Origin of the sequence: Colwellia psychrerythraea (genome assembly GCF_000764185.1) — a bacterium.
GTDB lineage: Bacteria > Pseudomonadota > Gammaproteobacteria > Enterobacterales > Alteromonadaceae > Colwellia > Colwellia psychrerythraea_B.
This window is the reverse complement of record NZ_JQEC01000027.1, coordinates 45,103-68,425: the sequence shown is the minus strand read 5'-3', so window position 1 is coordinate 68,425 and position 23,323 is coordinate 45,103. Positions and strand designations below refer to the sequence as shown.

Annotated in this window: 19 protein-coding genes; 7 read left to right on the top strand and 12 right to left on the bottom strand. The window is 39.0% G+C overall.

What is annotated here, in order from left to right; translation table 11 throughout:
• Nucleotides 1-34: 34 nt before the first annotated feature.
• The 7 genes from GAB14E_RS11695 to GAB14E_RS11730 form a co-directional block, all read right to left on the bottom strand.
• Nucleotides 35-1,215, bottom strand: a protein-coding gene (locus GAB14E_RS11695) for an IS3 family transposase (protein ID WP_156115705.1) whose coding sequence is annotated in 2 segments (ribosomal slippage) — nucleotides 35-930 and nucleotides 930-1,215 — 1,182 coding nt in all. Because the reading frame shifts where the segments join, the coding sequence is not laid out codon by codon here.
• Nucleotides 1,216-1,298: 83 nt separating this feature from the next.
• On the bottom strand, nucleotides 1,299-1,553 hold the full coding sequence (locus GAB14E_RS11705) for a hypothetical protein (protein ID WP_033082347.1): 255 nt from the start codon (nucleotides 1,551-1,553) through the stop codon (nucleotides 1,299-1,301).
• Nucleotides 1,554-2,166: 613 nt separating this feature from the next.
• Nucleotides 2,167-4,353 carry an extracellular catalytic domain type 1 short-chain-length polyhydroxyalkanoate depolymerase gene (locus GAB14E_RS11710; RefSeq protein ID WP_033082346.1) on the bottom strand — a complete coding sequence of 729 codons (2,187 nt, stop codon included), beginning with the start codon at nucleotides 4,351-4,353 and terminating at the stop codon, nucleotides 2,167-2,169.
• 328 nt (nucleotides 4,354-4,681) lie between these two features.
• Complete coding sequence (locus GAB14E_RS11715) at nucleotides 4,682-5,080, bottom strand: carboxymuconolactone decarboxylase family protein (protein WP_052093674.1); 399 nt, start codon at nucleotides 5,078-5,080, stop codon at nucleotides 4,682-4,684.
• A 2-nt stretch (nucleotides 5,081-5,082) separates the two neighbouring features.
• Nucleotides 5,083-6,267, bottom strand: a complete 1,185-nt coding sequence (locus GAB14E_RS11720; RefSeq protein ID WP_033082345.1) for a thiolase family protein — start codon at nucleotides 6,265-6,267, stop codon at nucleotides 5,083-5,085.
• A gap of 167 nt (nucleotides 6,268-6,434) precedes the next feature.
• Nucleotides 6,435-7,262 (bottom strand): 3-hydroxybutyrate dehydrogenase, encoded by an 828-nt coding sequence (locus GAB14E_RS11725; protein WP_052093673.1) that lies wholly within the window; start codon nucleotides 7,260-7,262, stop codon nucleotides 6,435-6,437.
• Between the two features lie 227 nt (nucleotides 7,263-7,489).
• A complete protein-coding gene (locus GAB14E_RS11730) occupies nucleotides 7,490-8,383 on the bottom strand; it encodes a LysR family transcriptional regulator (protein WP_052093672.1) in 894 nt (297 codons plus the stop codon).
• Between the two features lie 176 nt (nucleotides 8,384-8,559).
• On the opposite strand from GAB14E_RS11730, the gene GAB14E_RS11735 reads away from it, so the two are divergent.
• Together GAB14E_RS11735 and GAB14E_RS11740 are read left to right on the top strand one after the other, a co-directional pair.
• Nucleotides 8,560-9,267, top strand: coding sequence for a CoA transferase subunit A (locus GAB14E_RS11735; protein WP_033082344.1), 708 nt, complete (start codon nucleotides 8,560-8,562; stop codon nucleotides 9,265-9,267).
• A gap of 2 nt (nucleotides 9,268-9,269) precedes the next feature.
• Nucleotides 9,270-9,935 (top strand): 3-oxoacid CoA-transferase subunit B, encoded by a 666-nt coding sequence (locus tag GAB14E_RS11740; RefSeq protein ID WP_033082343.1) that lies wholly within the window; start codon nucleotides 9,270-9,272, stop codon nucleotides 9,933-9,935.
• 186 nt (nucleotides 9,936-10,121) lie between these two features.
• Here the strand turns inward: GAB14E_RS11740 and GAB14E_RS11745 are convergent, their stop codons facing one another.
• The gene (locus GAB14E_RS11745) at nucleotides 10,122-10,400 is read right to left on the bottom strand and encodes a hypothetical protein (protein ID WP_033082342.1); all 279 of its coding nucleotides are present in this window, start codon (nucleotides 10,398-10,400) and stop codon (nucleotides 10,122-10,124) included.
• 360 nt (nucleotides 10,401-10,760) lie between these two features.
• On the opposite strand from GAB14E_RS11745, the gene GAB14E_RS11750 reads away from it, so the two are divergent.
• The 3 genes from GAB14E_RS11750 to GAB14E_RS11760 all read left to right on the top strand — a co-directional run bounded on the left by GAB14E_RS11750 (nucleotide 10,761) and on the right by GAB14E_RS11760 (nucleotide 18,437).
• Nucleotides 10,761-11,888, top strand: coding sequence for an efflux RND transporter periplasmic adaptor subunit (locus GAB14E_RS11750; protein ID WP_033082341.1), 1,128 nt, complete (start codon nucleotides 10,761-10,763; stop codon nucleotides 11,886-11,888).
• Nucleotides 11,889-12,016: 128 nt separating this feature from the next.
• Nucleotides 12,017-15,295 carry an efflux RND transporter permease subunit gene (locus GAB14E_RS11755; RefSeq protein WP_033082340.1) on the top strand — a complete coding sequence of 1,093 codons (3,279 nt, stop codon included), beginning with the start codon at nucleotides 12,017-12,019 and terminating at the stop codon, nucleotides 15,293-15,295.
• 7 nt (nucleotides 15,296-15,302) lie between these two features.
• Nucleotides 15,303-18,437: an efflux RND transporter permease subunit gene (locus tag GAB14E_RS11760; protein ID WP_033082356.1), complete on the top strand. Its 3,135-nt coding sequence runs from the start codon at nucleotides 15,303-15,305 to the stop codon at nucleotides 18,435-18,437.
• A 105-nt stretch (nucleotides 18,438-18,542) separates the two neighbouring features.
• On the opposite strand, the gene GAB14E_RS24535 is transcribed toward GAB14E_RS11760, so the two are convergent.
• The 4 genes from GAB14E_RS24535 to aroQ form a co-directional block, all read right to left on the bottom strand.
• A complete protein-coding gene (locus tag GAB14E_RS24535; protein ID WP_081967806.1) occupies nucleotides 18,543-18,710 on the bottom strand; it encodes an oxidoreductase-like domain-containing protein in 168 nt (55 codons plus the stop codon).
• Between the two features lie 150 nt (nucleotides 18,711-18,860).
• Nucleotides 18,861-20,207, bottom strand: a complete 1,347-nt coding sequence (accC, locus tag GAB14E_RS11765; RefSeq protein ID WP_033082339.1) for an acetyl-CoA carboxylase biotin carboxylase subunit — start codon at nucleotides 20,205-20,207, stop codon at nucleotides 18,861-18,863.
• Between the two features lie 45 nt (nucleotides 20,208-20,252).
• Nucleotides 20,253-20,693, bottom strand: a complete 441-nt coding sequence (gene accB, locus GAB14E_RS11770) for an acetyl-CoA carboxylase biotin carboxyl carrier protein (protein ID WP_033082338.1) — start codon at nucleotides 20,691-20,693, stop codon at nucleotides 20,253-20,255.
• Nucleotides 20,694-20,793: 100 nt separating this feature from the next.
• Complete coding sequence (gene aroQ / locus GAB14E_RS11775) at nucleotides 20,794-21,243, bottom strand: type II 3-dehydroquinate dehydratase (RefSeq protein WP_033082337.1); 450 nt, start codon at nucleotides 21,241-21,243, stop codon at nucleotides 20,794-20,796.
• Nucleotides 21,244-21,571: 328 nt separating this feature from the next.
• Between aroQ and GAB14E_RS0122985 the strand changes: the two genes are divergently transcribed.
• Nucleotides 21,572-22,045: a hypothetical protein gene (locus tag GAB14E_RS0122985; RefSeq protein ID WP_197061201.1), complete on the top strand. Its 474-nt coding sequence runs from the start codon at nucleotides 21,572-21,574 to the stop codon at nucleotides 22,043-22,045.
• Nucleotides 22,023-23,315 (top strand): hypothetical protein, encoded by a 1,293-nt coding sequence (locus tag GAB14E_RS11780; protein ID WP_033082336.1) that lies wholly within the window; start codon nucleotides 22,023-22,025, stop codon nucleotides 23,313-23,315. Before GAB14E_RS0122985 ends, GAB14E_RS11780 begins: the two co-directional genes overlap by 23 nt.
• The last annotated feature ends 8 nt before the right edge of the window (nucleotides 23,316-23,323 follow it).

The window sequence follows — 23,323 nt, the reverse complement described above, 5'->3', positions numbered from 1 at the left end:
TGATCTTCCCCCGATAAAACGGACACATTTTTTTTCACGCTGCCAGGGCTTCATATTCTATTGGCGAACAATAATTTATCCCTGAATGCAGCCTCGAAACATTGTAGTATTTGTTAATGTAACTTCCAAGTGTTCCGCGCAGTTCTTTATCACTATTAAATACATTACCGCGAATAACTTCGGTCTTCATTGAATGGAAAAATGACTCCATATGCGCATTATCAGTACATTTACCCGCTCGGCTTAAGCTATGTGTAATACCTGCTCGTTTTAAAGCCGTTTGAAAAACATTACCTCGATATTCCACACCTCGGTCTGTATGCAGCATTAAACCACCTTGAGGTCTTCGGTTCTTTATTGCATTTTTTAGTGTTCGTTTGGTGACTTCCATCGTTCTCTTTTTATCTAAACTCCAGCTAATAATACGCCGTGAATATAAATCCATTATTACCGATAAATAACGCCATATACCTTTCACTTTCAAATACGTGACATCTGCTACCCATACTTTATTTTTAACCAATGGCACTTCACCATCAGGTCGTAAGTTTTTACCTGTCGTAAGGAAGCGCTTATAAAACGCAGAGCGTGTCGTCACGCGCATCACTCGAGCGACCAAGCCAAGTGCACGATACAAGCGTTCAACACGTTTTTTACCTATGCTGTATCCTTGCTTTTGCAAGGCTTTAAATATGCGGGGACTACCATAGCGTCCTTTATTCTCAGTGAATATTTGCTGAATTTTCTTTTTAAGTTCAACATCCTCTATCGCTCTAGCACTTGGTTGACGTTCACACCAATCGTAATAGCCACTTTTAGAAACATCAAAAAACTTCAGTAATCTCGTTACCTTTATGTCGGCTCTGAGTTTTTCGATGAATCGATATCGGCTTGATGTTCCTCGGCAAGAAACCGTTGCCACTTTTTTAGGATATACAGCTCCTCCTTGAGCTGTTTATTTTCACGTTCTAGTTGTTGTTCTTTGGTAAGTACTTTTTTGGCTTTTGATTGGCCAGCCACTTTTTTTCGTTTATCAGCCACAATGATCCCTTCACGATATTCTTTTCGCCATCGTGACAGCATAAACGGGTGTATGTCGAGTTTTTCAGCGACTGATTTTATTGTGACGCCAACAACATAACTTAATTGAATAGCGTTGACTTTGAAGTCATTTGAATACTTCCAAGTTCGTCTTGGATTGTTGTACTTAGGCATAAGACACCTCATCTTTAGTTAGATTTTGGTGTCCGTTTTATCGGGGGAAGATCAAGTCCGACTTGAAAACGCTTGTTAGGTGTTTATTTAGGTGGCCAAGGTCTTATTTGGTTTTTAACTTGATAGTCTAATGACCAACCTTGTGGTTTTACTTTAGCCTCAAACCAAACACACCCGCCTTTTACCCAATCATCATAAAACTTGAGATCATCGTCATATCCATACTCACAGCCGCAACAATCACAAATATCATATGAACAGCGTAATTCGAAAACTGATGCATGACTTTCATCTGTTTTAAAACCGCAGATTGGGCAGTGATTTATCGATACATTCACGAAACACCTAACAGCTTATTAGATGACAAAATGTCATGTTTAAACATGACATTTTGTCATCTTTCATTTTTTATAAAATCACAATAACCTACAACAAACATTCAATCAATAAGTTACAAAAACAACAAACTGATGGATGTGTGAAATATGCATTTATGCTTTATTTCACGCAAACAGATATAAACACCAGGAACTGTGCGAATAAACAGTGTTTTAATAGGCTCCTATTAGATTCGTTTAAGCTATAAATAAAATCTAGACCTCATAAAGTTATATAAAACATATTAATTATCCATGTAACAACACTACATTTTTAAGCCGTGGTTGAAAAATACCGAGTTATATCTAGTAATATGAAGGTAGGTTTTTAATCAATATATTATAAAATACATTGAAAAATATATAATTGTATTGTCTTCAGTATGCACTAAGTAATCATTGAAATGATTACTTTAACTTCAGATGATGTTTATTTGTTATTTATAGGGAAAAGATCTCTTAGTAAATAAAAAACTGTCATCAATTCATTCAAAAGCAGTAGTTACAAAAAAGCCACACTAGGGTATTAGTGTGGCTTTTTAAGTTCTAGTTATATGCTTTTAATCGATTTTTTTTATGGACATGTACCTACACTAAAGAAACTCTCTGCTGTTTGTGCAAGTGTCGCCGAGTAAAAAATATTATAAAGCCCCAGTGTTTCACCTGAGCCAACAGCATAGGCATAAAAACCATTGGTGGTTGCTCTATTGGCTTGTACATGCGCATAGTTGCTGCTGGTAAATTGCTGACAGGTAAAAATAGGATCTGGGTTGTCACCATCAGGTGTACTATCACAAACATTACCCAAGCCATCATTATCGTTATCAGCTTGATTGTTATTGCTAATGTTTGGGCAATTATCAACACTATCAATTATGCCATCGTTATCCATATCACTCTCTCCATCAGGACTATCACCGTTAGGTGTGGCATCACAGACATTACCTAAACCATCATTGTCATTATCCGCTTGGTCGACATTACTAATGTTTGGACAGTTATCAGCACTATCGATAATGGTATCGTTATCAGCATCATTATTGTTCACAACACAACTTTGATTTGGGCCAGCACAACTAGGTTCTGTGTCGGAAATCCATTGACATTGATTAGTGCCAGCAGGATATTCACGCATTATGAAATCATCGGTAGAAAATGCTAAGTAACAAGCAGAGTAACCTTCACCCCAAGTGATATGCCCGGCATTAATATGTAGGTTGTAATCGCCGCTCACGCCAGTATCAATAATAAAACTTATATTGCCACTGCTTGATAAAGTACTGGTATCTGTTGCAGTAATAGTAGCGTTTTGTTGCCCACCAAGTAGGTTACATTGCTCTGCCGTAAAAATATTTTGAGACACAGTAGCGTTAATATCACCATTAACAAAACTAACCACGACACTGGCTAGGTTCTGATTAATATCTATAACACTACCCGTTACTGTTGCGCATTGTCCGGCAACAAAGACTTGAGTATTTGATAATATAGGGGCTGTTGCTGGCGGCTCTGGACCCACTCTAATTGTAACAGATACATTATCACCAGCTTTAGCTTCACTGTCTGTGGCTATCGCTGTAATTTGATATAAACCATCAGCTAATGTTGTCGAGGTAGCGCTATAGGAACCATCAGTCACATTAACCTGAGTATTAAGTGTTTCAATCAGTATTGGATTCGATGAGTCAACTGCATAAATGCTAATGTTAACGTTGTCGACACTGCCTTCATTGTCGATGGCGTTACCGCTAATACTGAGTTGAGAACTTTGAACCGTAACATTGTAATTACTGATAACTGGGCCTGCATTACGGTCAACACGTTTATTATTATCAGCAAAAAACTTTCCTAGGTAACGGGCAAAATTAATACTGCTATCTGCAACATAATCGCCACTAGCGCCAATGCCACCAGACCATGAGTGATCTAGATTATCGAACCATAACATGGCAATGCGGTTGTCGGTCCACAGTGTTTCAGAAGCGCTATGTCCTACGCCTTCCGTAACTGTATTGTTACCGGCTATTTTTGTTACCCCATAGACATTAGCAAAGCCATCGGCATTTTGTTGGTTATAGCAGGTATTGACTGTAGTATCAGCTGTGCCGTGACCTATCGCAGCTATTTGAGTAGAAAAGTGATTCTTAGCTGAGCCAGCATAACTCTCACAACGAGATTTAAATGTTGTGCTTGAAACAGTTTCACAAGTGGTAATTGCACCATTAGAGCTGGTACCTATGGTGGGACCTGCACTTGGCGCAACACCTGCAAAAATATCAGGTGCTAAACAGGCCGTTTGTGCTGACATAGCTGCACCTGATGATAAGCCGGCAAGGTAGATTTGTTTGGCATCGATATTTCTAAGGGCATCAGCTGACATTGTATTAGCAAGGTTAATTAAGTTTTTATAATCACCAGAGGTTCTTGATATGCTGCCTTGCCAATATGACCAACAGCTATAACCTGCCTTGTTCATTGCATCAGGCACCGCTATTACCATGCCTGATGCCTCAGCAGCATTTTCTAAATTTGCGGTTAAAAAGTTATCTATTGGTTGCACACAACCATGCAGCACTATCAGTAGTGATTGGCCATCACCTATTGGTGATGTTGAATCAGGGGTGTATATATGCACTTTATTAAAGCCGCCAATGCTGACATTTTGCTGCCAGCTACCGGCATATACATTTAGTGGTAGTATTAAGAGTAAAGTAAAGAGTGTTGTTATTTGCTTAATGCCTATTGATAATAATTTTTTCATTAGAAAACCTTAATTTATATTTATTATAATTATCCTTGGGTACGGTAATCCTTGTGCGTTTTTTGCACACCCTCACTCTAGATAATTTTTTAGTAAAAATAAGTGGCTCTTTAGTAGCATGTGAAATACAAATTTTAATAGATCAAGTCATCTTGACCGTAATGATTTAAATTGTATTGATATAAGGGATTATGTATTTGTGTTTTTCGTGACTGTAGGTGCTGGAGATGGTGGTTTTTTTAAGTGACTGGTTTTATTCGTAGTGAAGAGGGAATACCAAGATAAAGCAGTGACCTACATTTATCTTGGTAGCTAAGTTGATTTTTTTTTACAAAACCTCTTGTGCTGCGCGAAACGCTTCTTGAGCCGCGGGAGCACCGCAATAAACCGCGCTATGTAATAGTACTTCTCGAATCTCTTCAATGCTGGCACCGTTATTGAGTGCACCGCGAATATGACCTTTTAGCTCTTGTGGTGCTTTGAGTGCAGTTAACATTGCTATGGTTATCAAGCTACGCGTTTTTAAATCTAAACCTTGGCGTTGCCAAGTAGAACCCCAACCATGCTCATTAATATAATCTTGCATTGGCAGGGTGAAATCAGTGGCTTTGCTCAATGCGGCATCAACAAAGTTATCACCCATCACTTGTCTTCTGATCGCTTCGCCAGCAGATATTTCAGTCTTAGTGTTTAATACTTTTTCTTTAGATATTGCTTCTTTAGACATATTTAAATTACCTCAATAGCGATAGCTACTGCTTCACCGCCACCAATACATAAACTGGCGACACCTTTCTTTAGATTTCGATTGAGTAGGGCGTGCAAGAGCGTAGTGACGATACGGGCACCACTGGCGCCAAGAGGGTGACCTAATGCACAGGCGCCGCCATTAACATTCACCTTAGCGGGATCAATATCAAGCTCATTGATAGCTAACATGGTCACCATGGCAAAAGCTTCGTTGATCTCCCACAGGTCTACCTGTGCTTGTTGCCACTGAGATTTTGTTAACAAATTTTTGATGGCGCCAATGGGAGCAAGGGTGAAATCTTTTGGCGCTTGCGCATAACTTGCATGGGCAATAATACGCGCAAGGGGGGTAAGACCTTTTTGTTTTGCTGTTGATGCTTTCATCAATATTAATGCCGCAGCACCATCAGAAATAGAAGAAGCATTGGCAGCTGTAATGGTGCCGTCTTTGGCAAAGGCAGCACGCAAGTTAGGGATTTTTTTTATATTCATTAGTGCTGGCGCTTCGTCGGTATCAATAATGGTATCACCGCGACGATTTTTTACCGTGAAAGGGGCAATTTCATTATCGAAGGCTCCTGCTGATATAGCTTGTGTGGCTTTAGCTAATGAATTGATAGCAAAAGTGTCCATATCTTCACGGGTTAAGTGATTCTCGTCAGCGGTAGTTTGCGCAAAACAGCCCATAGCTTTATTTTCATAAGCATCCTCAAGACCATCAGTCATCATATGATCGTTTATACTGCCATGTCCCATACGAAAGCCAGCTCTAGCGTTGGCTAACATATAAGGTGCGTTGGTCATGTTTTCCATACCACCAGCAATGACAATATTCATAGAGCCAGATTTAATAAGGTCATGGGCGAACATCATGGCCTTTATACCTGATCCACATACCTTGTTAATAGTCGTTGCGCTGGTATTTTGTGATAAACCTGCTTTTAAAGTGGCTTGTCTTGCCGGTGCTTGGCCAAGGCCCGCTGGTAAAACGCAGCCCATAATTACTTCATCAATATCTTCGGGAGTAAGGAGTGATTTTTCCAGCGCAGCTTTAATCGCTGTCGCTGCTAAATCAGTTGCCACAACGTCTTTAAAGCAGCCTTGAAAGCTACCCATAGCGGTACGTTGCGCTGAAACAATAACAATAGGGTCATCTGCTAACATATTAATTTATCTCAAATTCATTGAACTTATTAAAAATTTTAAACGTGTGAAAGTTATGAGTAAGTGCTTTTTAAAGTCAGCCTTTAATCTATGTCTTTAAAAGAAAGCTAGGTAATTTATTTACTCAATAATGGCTATCAATGTATTAACGGCTTATCTACAGAGGTTTACTGGGCTGTCCAGGCACCATCCATAGGTAAAGATGAACCGGTAATACTGCGAGCGCTATCACTGCAAAGAAAAAGAATAAATTCACCAATTTGGCGTGGCTCCATCATTTGGGGTAACGGCTGTTTAGCGGTAATGAGTTGGTATTTTGCCTGCTCGAAGCTGCTACTTTCTTTTTCCGCAATATCAGTGATTTGCTCGTTGATAAGTGGTGTATCTACCCAGCCTGGGCAAATGGCGTTAGCCGTGATGCCATGCTCTGCACATTCCAGCGCTACAACTTTGGTTAAGCCAATGATGCCGTGTTTTGCTGCGCAATATGCGGCTTTATTTTTAGAGGCAACCAAACCATGCACTGATGCAATATTGATAATTCGGCCCCATGAATTTTCTTTCATACCCGATAATGAATGCTGAATAGTATGAAAAGCTGCGGTTAAATTAATGGCAATGATGGCGTTCCACTTATTCTCAGGGAAAGTATCCACGGCTTCGGTGTGCTGAATACCGGCATTGTTAATTAATATATCGATTGAGCCCATGGCCTTAAGCGCTTTTTCCATAAAAGTACTAATGGCGGCTGAGTCCATTAAATTGGCGTTATCAAACAGGGTTTTAATTTGATATTTTTCACTAAATTCATGCGCTAGGCTGGCACCTTCATTTTCATTCATTAAGCCGTGTAACACTAGATTAATACCTTGTTCAGCCAAAACATGAGCACTGGCTAAACCTATGCCACTTGTTGAGCCAGTGATAAGAGCTGTTTTACCTTGTAGGTTTGAAGCTTTTAAGTTTATTTTTTCTGATAGGGTACTTTCAAACATAGTGTTTCCTAGGGTAGTTTCATAAAATAATTTTCATAAAAATATCAGCATGTCCTTATGCTGAAAAGAGCGCAGGCTGCTAAGTTAGCTCCGTATTTGAAGTTAACTTGACGTTACTTTTAGTCATGAAATTACCTTAACTGAATTGAAGCTAAGTTGATTTACTACCTTAGTGCCATGAAATAAGGTGTGGCAGGTTATCTATTTTTACTAGATGGGAGTAGCTGCTAGCTATGTTGAAGGATTTTTAAAAACTCAGTAGTCGCTTGTGAAAAACTGTGCCGACGCTTGCAAATAATACCGACGCGGCGGCTTATAGCTGGTTCATCTATCTCACAGTAGCTAAGGTTTAGCTTTGATAGTTGCTGTTTGTAAAGTGAGGGAATAACACTAATACCTAGGTTATTAGCCACCATTTGCACGACTGTTGCTAATTGATTTGTCTCGAAAGCTATATCTAAGAATATGCCTTGTTTAGCTAAGGTCTCATCGAGCAATAAACGAATACTTGAAGGCCTTTGCAGCGTTATGAATGGGTATTGACTAAGCTGCTGCCATTGTGGTTTTTTATCTTCTTTAACGAGGTTATTAAGTGGATGGCTTTTGGGAAATACCGCGATAAACTTATCGGTAAACAGAGTGTCAAAGTTCAGATCATCTGAGCTGCCGGGATCAAAGCTGATGGCAAACTCTACTTTACCTGAGCGCACCATGTCGACAGCATCTTCGGCAATAACATCATGAACCTTTACTTTTACTGCAGGATATTGGTTATTGAAGTTCACCAGGTATTTGGGCAATAAAGTACTGGCAAAAGAGGGCATAACGGCAAAAGATAAATTACCACGTTTTAAAGAAAAACTTTCATGAAGCTCAATAAAAGCATTATCAAAATCACTAAGCAGGCGTTTAGCTACCGGTAAAAACAATTCCCCTTCAGGTGTTAACGATACTGCTCTAGTTGATCGTGCAATGAGCTTACCACCAATGATAGCTTCTAAGTTTTTGATGGTAATACTTAAAGCCGGCTGTGAAATGTGTAGTAATTCACAGGCCTCAGCAAAGCTATTTACTTGCGCAATGCTAAGAAATGCTCGGATTTGTTTTAAGGTGATATTCATTAACTGTACTCTTGTCGACATTCATTATTTATAAAAATAAGTTATAAATATCATTTATTAATAAAAGTTATCAATACTTAAGATTAATCAATTTCACAAATCTATGCAATTGGTTAAAACTGCTAATCACTTAAAACTTACTAAGGACTTTTCACCGAAGTGAAAAGTAATAAGCGATGTCAGGATTTGATAAAGTTGTTCATAGCTATGAAGAAGCTATGTCTGGGTTAACGGATAATATGACCATTATTGCTGGTGGCTTTGGCCTATGTGGTATTCCTGAGAATTTAATCAGTGAAATAAAGCGCAAGGGAACAAAGGGACTAACGCTGGTTTCAAATAATTGTGGCGTAGACGATTTTGGCTTGGGTTTATTATTACCTGATCGCCAAATTAGTAAAATTATCGCTTCTTATGTTGGTGAAAATGCAGAATTTGAACAACAAATGATGTCGGGAGAGCTTAGTGTTGAATTAACCCCTCAGGGTACACTAGCCGAAAAAATGCGTGCTGGTGGTGCGGGTATTCCGGCATTTTACACTGCGACCGGTGTTGGTACGCCTGTGGCAGAGGGTAAAGATGAACGTCAGTTTAATGGTCGTGATTATATTTTAGAAGAGTCAATTACAGGTGATTTTTCCATAGTAAAAGCGTGGAAAGCCGATAGATATGGCAATCTTGTATTTAGAAAAACCGCACGTAATTTTAACCCCATGGCAGCAACCGCAGGGAAAATAACCGTCGTTGAGGTGGAAGAGATAGTTGAACCCGGTCAGTTAGATCCTGATGAAATTCACACCCCTGGCATTTATGTTAATCGCTTAATTCAAAGCAGTTTTGAAAAACGTATTGAGCAGCGAACCACGCGACCTTTAGGAGAATAATTATGGCTTTATCAAGAGATCAAATTGCACAGCGTGTTGCGCAAGAATTACAAGATGGTTATTACGTTAATCTAGGCATAGGCATACCAACACTGGTTGCAAATTTTATCCCTAAAGATATAGAGGTTATGTTGCAGTCAGAAAATGGTTTATTGGGCATGGGCGCTTTCCCAACAGATGAAGAAGTTGATGCCGACTTAATCAATGCTGGTAAACAAACGGTTACTATGGCAAAAGGCGCGTCAATCTTTGATTCAGCAGAATCGTTCGCCATGATACGTGGCGGTCATGTTGATTTAACCGTATTAGGCGCTTTTGAAGTGGATGTAAATGGCAATATTGCTTCGTATATGATCCCAGGAAAACTTATTAAGGGCATGGGCGGGGCGATGGATTTAGTGGCTGGTGCTGATAATATTATTGTTACCATGACTCATGCTTCAAAACACGGTCAGTCAAAGCTACTGACTAACTGTACTTTACCGTTAACAGGTCGTGGCTGTATTAAAAAAGTACTGACAGATTTAGCTTTTATTGAAATAAAATCCGGTAAATTTCATTTACTTGAGCGTGCGCCAGGGGTGTCGGTGGAAGAGATTATCAAGTTAACTCAAGGTGAGTTAGTTATTGAAGGTGAAGTACCTGAAATGAAATTTAGCAAAGCATAGCAAGCTAAAAAGCTTATTTTAAAGGACTAAGTTTTAATTACCCAGCTTAAGTGGCTTAGTGTAAATAGGTAAGTGTAACTGATCTAGTCCTGTGAACTTATCGGTTTAACTTATGACAAGGTAAAGGCGAGAAATAGCTCGCCTTTTTGCATTCTTCATTGCCTCAGGGAATGATAAGTTTTGATATTACTGACGGCAATAAATCGCGGGATTAATATTGATTACGCCAGCTTCATTGATGGTAGCAATTTTGTCATTTTGCTTTAATACTGCCAAAGTAGTATCACCAAAGGAACGCACATAAGTGAGTAAATAGCCAAATTGTCCTAGACTACATACGGCATATTGTTGGCTAAAGTTAAGTTTGTCCCATAATGTATCTTGATTATAGTTCTGCTGCCTGCTATCAGTTAAAAAAGCATTTATAGACTTTGATTCATTACTCTGGATATGGCTATTCAACATAATTTCTACCTCACTGTTTAGCTAGTGAAGACATAATAACCAAAGGTGATTAACCACACTGTTGAGAATTGTTGGCCTGGTGTTATCTTTTGTACAGTATGAGTTTTAGCGTGTTAAACAAAGCTCTTTACCCTTTTCCCATGACCTCTGGCTATTATTTAAGCTGAAAATGTTACTGATGCTTAAGTAGTGAATTTGACAATAATAATTACGTAAAACACTAACTTATTAGTTAATTTAACCATATTTGATGATGTTAGTTTGGGTTAATATATGTAACTTGTTGTTACATATGAGGAATGAGTAACTGGCACAGCTTGTGCTATTTTTAATGCATTATTAAAAATACGGAAATACCCCATGTTTACTTTTTCTAAAACATTATTACTCTCTACTACTATACTTGCCGCTGCTTTTTTAACAGCATGCTCTGAACCAGAGGCTAAGGAAGAAGACAAAGAAGTTGCCGAATTTGCCATACCTGTGATGGTGGCCAGTATTGAACGTAAAGATATCTCATCAAATTTTCATACTACGGCGACGTTAGAGTCTCGAAATGAAGCTGATATTATTACGCGTGTTACCGGCATTATTGAAGAGTTGAGTGTTGAAGAAGGCGACTTTGTTGAAAAAGGTCAACTGCTTGCTAAAGTTGATGCCAGACGTTATCAATTAGCACTTGATAAAGCAGAGGCCGAACTAGCGGGCCTTGATCAAGAGTTAAAACGTTTATCTTTAATGGCTGAAAAACAATTAGTGAGTGCACAAGCGTCAGATAAGTTGAAATACCAACATAGAGCTGCAGTCGCGGCAAAGGAATTAGCCGCACTAGATTTAAAAGATAGCCAAATCGTTGCACCTATTTCGGGTTACATCGCTAAGCGCCATATTAAAACCGGCTACTTTACTCAAGGTTATCAAAAATTATTTCATATTGTTGACCAGTCAAGTTTACAAGCTGTGGTTTATTTACCTGAACATAAACTGAGTTATGTTGAATTAGGACAGCAGGCAGTATTACAATTTAGTGCACGCCAAGATAAGCAGTTTGTTGCGAAAATACGCTCAATTTCCCCTGTAATCGATAGTCGTAGTGGTACCTTCAAAGTTATTTTATCTATTGCCAATGACCAGTTGCAATTAAAGCCAGGGATGTTTGCCCAAATAGCACTGACTTTTGATACTCATAAAGACACGTTAACTATTCCAACGGATGCAATCATTACCCTTGATAACATAAGTAAAATCTACTTAGTAAAAGAGAATAAAGCGATAGAAGTGTTAATCAACAAAGGTTTTGTACAAGAGCAACTCACCGAGATAAGCGGAGAGCTGCAAGAAGGTGATAGCGTGGTGGTTAATGGTCATCATAACCTCAAAGAAAATGCCTTGGTTGAAATATTAAATGCTAAAACAAGCGATGAAGACAGTCTTAATAATGATGAATTAGCTGAGACAGAAACAGCCATAGCAAAAACCACTAAATAGAGAATCGTAAACATGAATATTTTGATTGATAGTCTGTTCTTTGTGGTTGTAAAACACCCAGTAGTCACCGTAATTTTGATCTGTACCGTATTGCTAATGAGTAATGTAAATACTAATGGAGCTTTATCATGAGCATTGTTGATGTGGCAATAAAACGTCCTGTGACGGTATGGATGTTTACTTTTGCGGTAATGCTGTTCGGTTTAGTTGGTTTATCTCGCCTTGCAGTGAATTTATTACCTGAACTTAGCTACCCAACGTTAACTGTACGAACCAACTATACTGGCGCAGCGCCCGCTGAAATAGAACAGTTAATTACTAAACCCATTGAAGAAGCTGTGGGTGTGGTAAAAGGTTTAAGAAAAATCAGTTCAGTATCTAAAGCAGGCCAGTCAGACGTATTACTGGAGTTTGAGTGGGATGTTGCTATGGACATCACCAGTTTAGAAGTCAGGGAAAAACTCGATCTTATTCGTCTACCCTTAGATGTGCAAAAACCACTGATTTTAAAATTTAATCCGTCTTTAGATCCCATTATTCGCTTGGGTTTACAAACATCGGACAACTCGGTTGCTGGCTTAACTCAGCTTCGAACATTTGCAGAATACGATGTTAAACGCCAGTTAGAGTCATTGCTTGGTGTTGCATCGGTTAAGCTAGGTGGTGGTCTTGAACAAGAATATCAAGTGGTTATTGATCAACATAAATTGGCGCAACTTAATTTAAGTAGCCAAGAGATCATTAATCGCATCAATGCTGAAAACATTAATATCTCTGCGGGTAAATTAATTGAAGGTAATACCCAATATCTAGTTCGTACACTAAACCAATTTACCAATATTAATCAAATTGGCGAATTGGTGGTTTATCGGGAAAATGAGCAAATTATTACGCTAAACGATATTGCTACCATTGTTGATGGTTACAAAGAGCGTACTGATGTAACTCGTATTAATGCTGTTGAAGCCGTTGAATTAGCCATATATAAGGAAGGGGATGCTAATACGGTACAAGTGGCTAAATTAATTAATAAGAAATTAGACGCGATTAATAAATTATTGGGGGATCGTTATCAATTAACCGTAGTCTATGACCAATCGACTTTTATTAGTAATGCCATTAGTGAAGTGAAATCTGCAGCAATTATTGGTGGCTTGCTAGCTATGTTTATTTTGTACCTTTTCTTACGATCAATTATCCCGACGTTGATCATTTCACTGTCAATTCCAGTCTCTGTGATTGCTACTTTTAATATGATGTATGGTAACGGCATAAGTCTTAATATTATGTCTCTTGGCGGCATTGCGCTTGCAACAGGTCTACTGGTCGATAATGCCATTGTGGTGCTTGAGAATATTGCCCGCTATAAAGAACAAGGACTTAATGTTGTTGAAGCTGCGAGAAAAGGCACTAAAGAAGTCAGCGGCGCTATTATTGCTTCAACGTTAACTACGCTGGCGGTTTTTGTGCCGTTAATCTTTGTTGAAGGTGTTGCTGGTCAGTTATTTGCAGATCAAGCGATGACCGTTGCCTTTGCTTTAGTTGCTTCATTAGTTGTCGCGTTAACATTGATTCCAATGTTGGCTTCAAGGCAGGCTTCTCAAGAATTAGAGCCAAACAGTCAAGAACCCGCGCAAGAGCGTATTGGTTTTAAAGCCTTGGTTTGGTATAAAAAAATTAGCTTTATATTAACCTTACCGTTTAAAGCCATTTTTATTTGGTTACCAATGCTGATCATGCGTATTGTACTTTTGGCTTTTCATGGTGTGAGTAAAATCACCTCTTTTGTGATGAAACCACTTACGGCAGGTTTTAACTTTATCTTTGATAAATTAGCCGCGCTTTATTCGACATTGTTATCACTCTCTTTGAAACACAGCATTAGTACTTTATTGATAAGTTTGAGCTTTGCTGGCTCTGCTTTTTTCATCTTACCTAAAATTGGCGTAGAACTATTACCGCCTCTTGCTCAAGGAGAGTTTTATCTTGAACTGGAGCTTGCGCCAGGTACACCACTGGCAGTAACTGATAGCACTATCAATAAAATAGCGCTGCAATTACAAAGTGATGAGCGTATTAAAAGCAGCTATTCATTAACTGGACGAGGCAGTTTGATGACCAGTAATGCCGATAAAGGTGGTGAACATCAGGCTAGGTTACAAATAATGTTGCATGATAGCCAAGATGAACAACAAGTGATGGCTGATATTCGTCAATATACACAAAAACTTGTTGGCGCAACAACACAGTTAAACCAACCTGAGTTATTTACTTTTAGTAAACCAATCAGCATAGAATTGGCAAGTTATGATCTTAATTTACTAACAACTTACTCTAAGCAACTAACTCAGTTGATGGAACAAGATGCTCAATTTGTTGATGTTGCCAATAGCCAAAGGAAAGGGCAACCAGAGTTAGCCATTCATTTTAATCAGCAAAAAATTGCTCAGTTAGGTTTAAATGCTCCGGATATAGCACAGCTTGTTGCTGTTAAAATAGGCGGTAATATAGCCAGCAAATATACCCTACTTGATCGCAAGATAGATATATTGGTACGTAGCGATGAAAAGCAACGCGACTCAATTGGTGATTTACGAGAGCTGGTGGTTAACCCTAATGATGACTTCCCCATTACCTTAGATAGCATCAGTAATATAGTTGAAACTGTTGGCCCAGCGCAAATCAATCGCATTAACCAACAGCGTGTTGCCGTTATCAGTGCCAACATAGCTATAGGTGATCAAAATAGCGCTTTGGCCAAGGCAAATGAGTTAATAAAACAATTAAAACTGCCTTTAACTGTTATACCAACTTTTGGCGGCCAAAGTGAAGAGATGCAGCAGTCATTTAACTCTATGTTAATGGCATTAACCTTGGCGGTATTTTTAGTTTATTTGGTGATGGCATCTCAGTTTGAGTCATTATTACAGCCATTATTAATTTTGTTCAGTGTGCCGTTAGCAGGCGTAGGCTCTATTTATGGTTTATATTTTTTCGGCAGTAATATTAGTGTCATTGTCTTCATTGGTTTGATTATGTTAGCGGGTATTGTCGTTAATAATGCCATTGTTTTATTGGATAGAATTAACCAATTACGCGAACAAGGTTTGGATAAGAGTGCCTCGATAAAGCAGGCTGCCGAGTCTCGATTACGGCCAATAATTATGACAACACTAACTACGGCACTTGGTTTATTACCAATGGCTTTAGGCATGGGCGAGGGCGCTGAATTAAGAACGCCAATGGCGATCACCGTCATTAGTGGTTTACTGTGTTCAACATTATTAACCTTGGTTGTACTACCTGTACTATATCAGTTGTTTGATCATAAGAAGTTTGCATCAAAGACCGCTGAAGATGAAAAATCGTCTGCAATAAGCTCATTACCGGAGCCACAAAATGTCTAATAGCAAGTTGAACTTAACTGCGCTGGCTATTAAAAAGCCGGTAACAACATTTATGCTTTGTTTGACTATGTTGATGATGGGCGTGGCTGCAACTCAGCTATTGCCTCTAGAGAAATGGCCAGGTATCGACATTCCTGAAATGATGATCAGTGCTCCATATCAAGCATCTACCCCTGCTGAAGTTGAGCGTTTAGTGACCAAGCCACTTGAAGAAGCACTGGCAACAATGGGCGGAATACAACGATTGAGTTCTACCTCAACAGAGCATGGCGCCGAAATAGGTATCGAGGTTGAATGGGAAAGTAGTTTAACCGGTAAAGCGATTGAAGCGCGGGAAAAAATAGATGCAGTTCGACACTTATTGCCAGAAGATTTACAACGGGTTTTTGTTTATCAATTCTCAACCGCGGATATGCCTATTTTAACACTGCGTATTTCGAGTGAACGTGAATTACAAAATAGCTTTCAACTACTTAATAATTATTTGAAAAAGCCACTTGAACGCATGCAAGGGGTGTCAAAAGTTGAACTTTATGGCGTTGACCAAAGGCAAATATCTATCCGTTTATTAAGTGAACGCGTGGCAAGTCATAATGTTGATATTCTGCAGTTAACCAAGTTACTGCAAGCACATAATTTTACTATTAATGCTGGTTCATTGAAATCAGCGACCAATACCATTCGTATTAGCCCTAAAGGAGAATATACCCAGCTAAAAGATATCAGAGAGCTGATGGTTAAAGATAATGTTTACCTTGGTGATATCGCTCAGGTGTTATTTGAGCAACCTGAAAGAATCGACGGTCGACATTTAGATAGAAGTTACGCTATTGGCGTTAATATATTTAAAGAATCAAGTGCTAACTTAGTTGATGTTGCTGGTCGAGTTGTTACTGCTGTTGATGAAATATCGCAAAGCCCCCAGTTTGATGGCATCAATATCTTTATGATGGAAGATCAAGCGAAAGGTGTGACCGATTCTTTGGCTGATTTGTTAATGGCCGGTGGTATTGGTGCTGTTTTATCATTCATTGTGTTATTTCTATTTCTTCGAAATACTACCGCAACAATTCTTGTGGTTGCTTCAGTTCCTTTTTCAATTTGTATCACCTTAGCGGTTATGTACTTTTTAGGCTACTCACTTAATATTTTATCCATGATGGGTTTGTTATTAGCAGTAGGTATGTTAGTTGATAACTCGGTGGTGATTACTGAGTCAATTGCCGCCGAGCACCGCAATAATCCGGCGAGTACTAAACAAGAAAAAATTAGAAACATATTGAATGGTGTTGATAAAGTATCACTAGCGGTAATGACGGGTACGTTAACAACTATGATAGTCTTTTTGCCTAATATCATTGGTGAAAAGGTACAGCTGACTGTTTTCTTAGAACATGTTGCTATTGCCATTTGTATTTCATTAGCGGCATCGTTATTAATTGCCAAAACCTTATTACCGTTATGTTTATCTAGAATGTCACTAGAAAGTCTTGCCGCAAAACCTAGTAAAGCAACAGCAAAAAAACTAGCGAATGCAGCGAATAATATAACGAGTAGTACAATGCCCAATAAAGACGGAGGGGACACGACTCAAAAAGGCATGCGCTATAAAAAAAGCCTTTCCTGGGTACTTGCTCACCCAAAAATTACTAGCTTTGTCGCTTTGCTAATTTTAGCAAGTTCTGCAATTCCTATGGGAGTCATTACTTCTGATAATAATGACAATCAAGACGGCACACGCTTGTTTATGCGTTATCACGTTGAAGGGCAGTTCCCTGTTGAACATGTTGAAGCTATGGTTAATCGTATGGAAGACTACCTGTATAAAAACAAGGAAGAATTTTATATTGAGTCTGTTTATAGCTACTACAGTGGTGAACGTGCATCTTCTACTTTGTTACTGAAAGAAAGTCGCGATATTTCAATGAACGACTTAAAAGAGCGCATTAGAAAAAACCTACCGGTATTTGCTGAAGCTAAGCCAGACTTTGGTTGGCAGAGTGCTAAAAGTGGTGGTGTTAGTGTCACTTTATTGGGCGCTTCAACAGAAATGTTAATGACTCTATCTGAGCAAATTGTACCTGTGCTTGCCCATGTTGATGGCTTAACGGATGTAAAAAGTGATATATCTCAACATCAAAAAGAAATGGTGGTAGTGATAGACCGTTTTAAAGCGAATCAATTGGGACTCGACTCACGGCAAGTGGCACAAATAGTAGGTACGGCATTGCGAGGTCTTGAACTACGTAGTTTCCGTCATGATCCCAATGGTGAAGTAAATATTCGTTTGCTTTATGATGAAAGGCTGAAGTACTCGTTAGATCAATTGAAAAAACTACCTATTACTGAAATTGATGGGCAAAGCATTAGCCTAGAAAGTGTGGCTCAATTTCATGTTCAGCCAAGACTCTCGGCAATTTATCGTGAAGAACGACAAACCGCTTTGACCATAGGGGCAAACATGAATGATATAACCATGGAGCAAGCCCAAGAACGTATTGAGCAAGCCATGGATACTTTGAACTTACCAGCAGGTTACACTTGGAAATTAGGGCGTGGTTTTAATCGTCAACAACAAGAGCAAGATATTATGCTAGTGAATATGCTGTTGGCTTTAGCAATGATATATATAGTGATGGCGGCTTTATTTGAATCGTTACTGTTACCCGCGGCAATCATCAGCTCTATTCTCTATTCAATTGTTGGTGTCTTTTGGTTTTTCTTACTTACCGGTAGCAGCATGTCGGTCATGGGTATGATTGGCATATTGATACTGATGGGCATAGTGGTTAACAATGGCATTGTGCTCATTGATCAAATAAACCAGATGTCGCCAAAAATCGAAGAGTTAGAGACAGTGATCGCTGATATATGTATAACTCGATTGCGCCCTGTGTTGATGACTGTGGCTACTACTGTGTTGGGTATGGTGCCACTGGCACTCGGTTCTACACAAATTGGTGGTGATGGTCCATCTTATGCACCGCTGGCAGTGGCAATTATCGGCGGTTTAACTTTCTCAACCGTGACGAGTTTATATCTAGTACCTTGGTGTTATTTGATGTTTAGCAGGTTGGCTAGGAATTCTAGTATTGGTTTTAATAAAGCAAATACTTTTGCCAAGCGTATCGTCAAGGTGTAATGAAAATCTGAGATGTTCTTCATAGAAAATAGTGGGAAATAAAAAGCCAGTAATAGCTTAATATTACTGGCTTTTTACTATACTTCTTTTAGCTGAAGTAAGGAACTATTCTGACTTTATCTCAGCTTCCGCTTGTTCCCTGCGCTTTGCTTCCTCAATACGCCATGATTGTAATTTAGCGTAGTAGCCATCCCATACACAAGGATTACAGGCACCACCGCCACAGCAATCATCGTCGGCAGGAGCAATCGGTTTTACATGGGGGTCTGACATAACTTTTTAACTCAAAATAAGTGAAAGGTTTTCTAAAATATACTTAGGCTTAGAATAACAAAAAAGCCCTGCAATTGCAGGGCTTTTAATAGCTAGGCTAGCTCAAACAGACAAGATGTCTAGGGAGAGCAATGCTAGTTTCTAGCAAAACTAATCAAGTTCAGCTAATTTGTGCTCTAAATAATGAATGTTAGCGCCGCCATTAACAAAACCTTGATCACTTAAAATATCTTGATGCAAAGTAATATTAGTTTTAATACCATCAATCACTAGCTCAGATAAAGCGTTACGCATACGCGCAATTGCTACATCACGGTTATCACCCCAAGTGATTAGTTTACCAATCATAGAGTCGTAATGTGGTGGTACTGAGTAACCAGCATAAATATGAGAGTCCCAACGTACACCTAAACCACCTGGTGGGTGGAAACGGGTGATTTTACCCGGTGAAGGGATAAATGAACGAGGGTCTTCAGCATTAATACGACATTCAATAGAATGACCTGAAACTTTAATGTCTTCTTGCGTATAAGATAACGGTTGACCAGCAGCAACACGAAGTTGCTCTTTGATCAAATCAACACCAGTGATCATTTCAGTTACTGGATGCTCAACCTGAATACGGGTATTCATTTCAATGAAGTAGAATTCACCATTTTCATACAAGAATTCAAATGTACCCGCGCCGCGGTAGTTAATGTCAATACAAGCTTTACAACAACGTTCACCAATTTTAGCGCGCATTTCAGGAGTAATACCTGGTGCAGGAGCTTCTTCAACTACTTTTTGATGACGACGTTGCATTGAACAATCACGTTCACCTAAATGAATTGCCGCGCCTTTGCCGTCAGCCATTATTTGAATTTCAACATGACGTGGGTTTTCAAGGAATTTTTCCATGTAAACCATGTCATTCTTGAAAATAGTGCCGGCTTCTTTTTTGGTTAAGGCAATAGAGTCAACTAATTCTTCTTCGCTGCGCACTACGCGCATACCACGACCACCGCCGCCGCCAGCAGCTTTAACTATAATAGGGTAACCTATACGTTTAGCATGGGCCTTGTTTACTGCATCATCGTCATCTAATGGTCCATCTGAGCCCGGTACACATGGCACACCGGCAATTTTCATTGCTTTGATAGCTTGAACTTTATCACCCATGATACGGATGCTTTCTGCTTTTGGACCAATAAAGGCAAAACCAGAATTTTCAACTTGTTCAGCAAAATCAGCATTTTCAGCTAAAAAACCATAACCAGGATGAATGGCTACGGCATTAGTTACTTCTGCAGCAGTAATGATTGCAGGAATATTAAGGTAGCTATCAGGTGCAGGTGCTTTACCAATACAAATGGTTTCATCGGCCAATAAAACGTGTTTCAAGTTTTTATCAGCAGTTGAATGAACAGCTACTGTTTTGACACCAAGCTCTTTACAAGCTCGTAGTATTCTTAAGGCAATTTCGCCACGGTTGGCGATAACAACTTTCTCTAACATGGAATAACCCTTATGTTTGAAATCTTTTATTTAAGATCAGTGGGTTTATTCAATGATGAATAGCGGTTGGTCAAATTCAATGGCATCTTCGTTTTGCGCTAAAATTTCTTTAATAACGCCAGACTTGTCTGCTTCAATTTGGTTCATCATTTTCATTGCTTCAACAATGCATAATGTATCGCCAGCATTAACATGTTTACCTACTTCAGCAAATGCTGGAGCATCAGGTGAAGCGGATGCATAGTAAGTACCAACCATAGGAGAACGAACAATATGGCCAGAAATTACAGGAGCAGCGGCTTCAGCAGGAGCTGCGGCAACTGGAGCTGCGGCAACAGCGATAGGAGCAGCTTGCATTACTGGGGCAGCAACGACAGTACCACCACGACATATGCGTACTGACTCTTCACCTTCAGAGATCTCTAGTTCATTGATACCAGACTCTTCAACAAGCTCGATAAGTTTTTTTATTTTACGAATATCCATGGGACACCTTAATTTGGGTTGTTAAAATTATATTTTTCAATATAGGTTAATGATCAGTCATTAACTGTAATGCTTTGTTATTTGTTTTGATAAGCTAGTGTTAGCTTTTATTTAGATAGCAATAAGCTGAGTCAAGTGCAAAGCTATAACCTTGCGCGCCAAACCCACTAATAACGCCAATGGCAATATCAGATAAATAAGAGTGTTTTCTAAACTCTTCGCGAGCATGTACGTTTGATAAATGCACTTCTATAAAAGGTATAGAGACAGAAAGTAAGGCATCTCTTAAAGCGACACTCGTATGAGTGAATGCAGCAGGGTTTATGATGATAAAATCTACTTTTTGGAAACTGTGATGTATTGCATCGATTAATTCATGCTCAGCATTTGATTGCAGGTGTTGTAGCTCAATACCTTTTTCGGCAGCTTGTAAACTAAGTTCATCGATAATATCTGATAAGCTTTGCTTACCATAAATTGTCGGTTCCCGTTTACCAAGCATATTTAAGTTTGGACCATTTAACACTAAAACCGTAAACTTTGCGCTCATCTTCTGCTAAATCACTACTAAATAATAATTGGCGCTAATAATTACATAAAATAGCGTCACTGTGAACCCAAAAAGTTACTTTTTAGCTTTTTTTTTCTTATTGACGACAATGCCTGTGTTTTCGTGGAATATAGCAGCAAAGTACTGGTCAAACCTCTTTAGGGCTAATGTAGATGTTGATCTTTTAGTGATTTGGGCTATCATTATCACGTTAGAGTTATTACTTTATTGATTTTTAAAAGTTTTTTTACATTTGTTCAGCTTTATTATATAGGGCCTCCTTATTAAACACTATTCCCTAATTATTATGCTCATACTTGCTTGTCTTGTGAATCCACAAGCTTTAGCAATTGAGATAGTAACTCACCCGCAAGTTGCTGAAAGTAGTTTAACTAAATCACAGTTACGGCGTATCTATACTATGCGTCAATTACGCTGGAGTGATAACCGCGCTATTACCGTATTTGTATTACCAAGCCAGCACTCACTGCACCAGCGTTTTGCTAAAGAACGTTTGCAAATTTTTCCTTATCAACTAAATCGTGTTTGGCATAAATTGACCTATTCAGGCTTAGGCGTGGCACCAACAATTGTTCAATCTGAACAGGAACTCATTCAAGCCGTTATCAATACACCAGGTGCTATTGGTTATGTCGGCGATAAGACATTAATAAAACTAAGGCAACAGCACGAACAAGGCTTAATTTCGGCCTTTAAAATCAGTCAAAAAGTTACAAATATGGAAGAAGAACAGAAGGTTAGTCGTAAAGGAGTAGTGAATGTTGTTAAAATTAAAGACTAATGCTGCAGTAGAGCTAACTAGCAGGGTTAATAATTTGTATTGTTCTCGAAGTTTGCTTTCTAGAACACTTTTATGCACTTTTTTAGTGGTTGCTTGTTTTGCTACTAAAGTTCAAGCAGAAGAGGGGAAGACTTATGCTAACTCGAAAGACTTTCAATTGCATGGCTTTATTTCTCAAGGCCTTATTGATGTAAACGGTAGTGATTTTGTTAATGATGATGGTGAACTGTCGACGGAATTAACTGAAATTGGTCTTAATGCCACTTACCAATTAACTGATACATTTCGCTTGGCTGGCCAGGTGGTTTATTTAGACGGTGGTAATCGTTATGCGCAAGGCGCTCGGGTAGATTATGCACTGTTAGACTGGTCAGCGTTTACAGACGAGCAGTGGCAAGCGAATATTTATTTAGGCCGCTTTAAAAACAATCACTGGCTTTATTCAAGTTCTCGAGATATCCCTTTTGCTAGACCAAGTATTATTCTGCCGCAATCTGTTTATTTTGATGGCTTTAGAGATATTGCCGTAGGTAGTGACGGTATCGCGGCGAAATTAAGCCACAGTACCGATGAATATGGTAATTTTGATTTGCAACTTAGCTATGGTTCATCGCCAATCTCTGATGAACAGACGAAGAATATATTGAGTGAACATGCCCAAGGTAGTGCCGAGCAAGATTACGATGCACAAGCTAGTTTATATTGGCAACCAGCGTTTTCACCATGGCGTTTTGGTGTGTCTCTGCTTGAGGCTGGTTTCACCTATGACAGTGCTGGTCAAGCGAATGGTGACTTCTTTTTTGATAGTGACTTTACCTTTCAATTTTATACCATGAATGCGATCTATGAAGGTGAGGCGTGGGAATTTAGTGGTGAGATTTATCAGCAACGTTTTACCATCGATGGTTTCTATTTTCCTGCTTTTCAGCTTGATAATGTCGGCCAAGGTTTTTACTTACAATCGCGTTACAAGCTAACTCAACAATTAACTTTGTTAGCTCGATATGAAGATTTCTACCTAGATAAAGATGATAAAGACGGAAAAGAAATGGAAGAAAGCACAGGAGGAGCTATTCCATATTATTTTGGTTTTCATAAAGATACCACTATTGGTGTTAATTATGATATTACCAGTAACTTTAGTGTTCGGGCGGAATATCACTGGGTCAGAGGTGCTGGTAGGTTAACGCCTGTGGTTGCTCCAAACCCTGCGATTAATGACTCCGAAGATTGGCAAATGTGGGCCGTGCAATTGATGTACTGGTTCTAGAAGTAGTA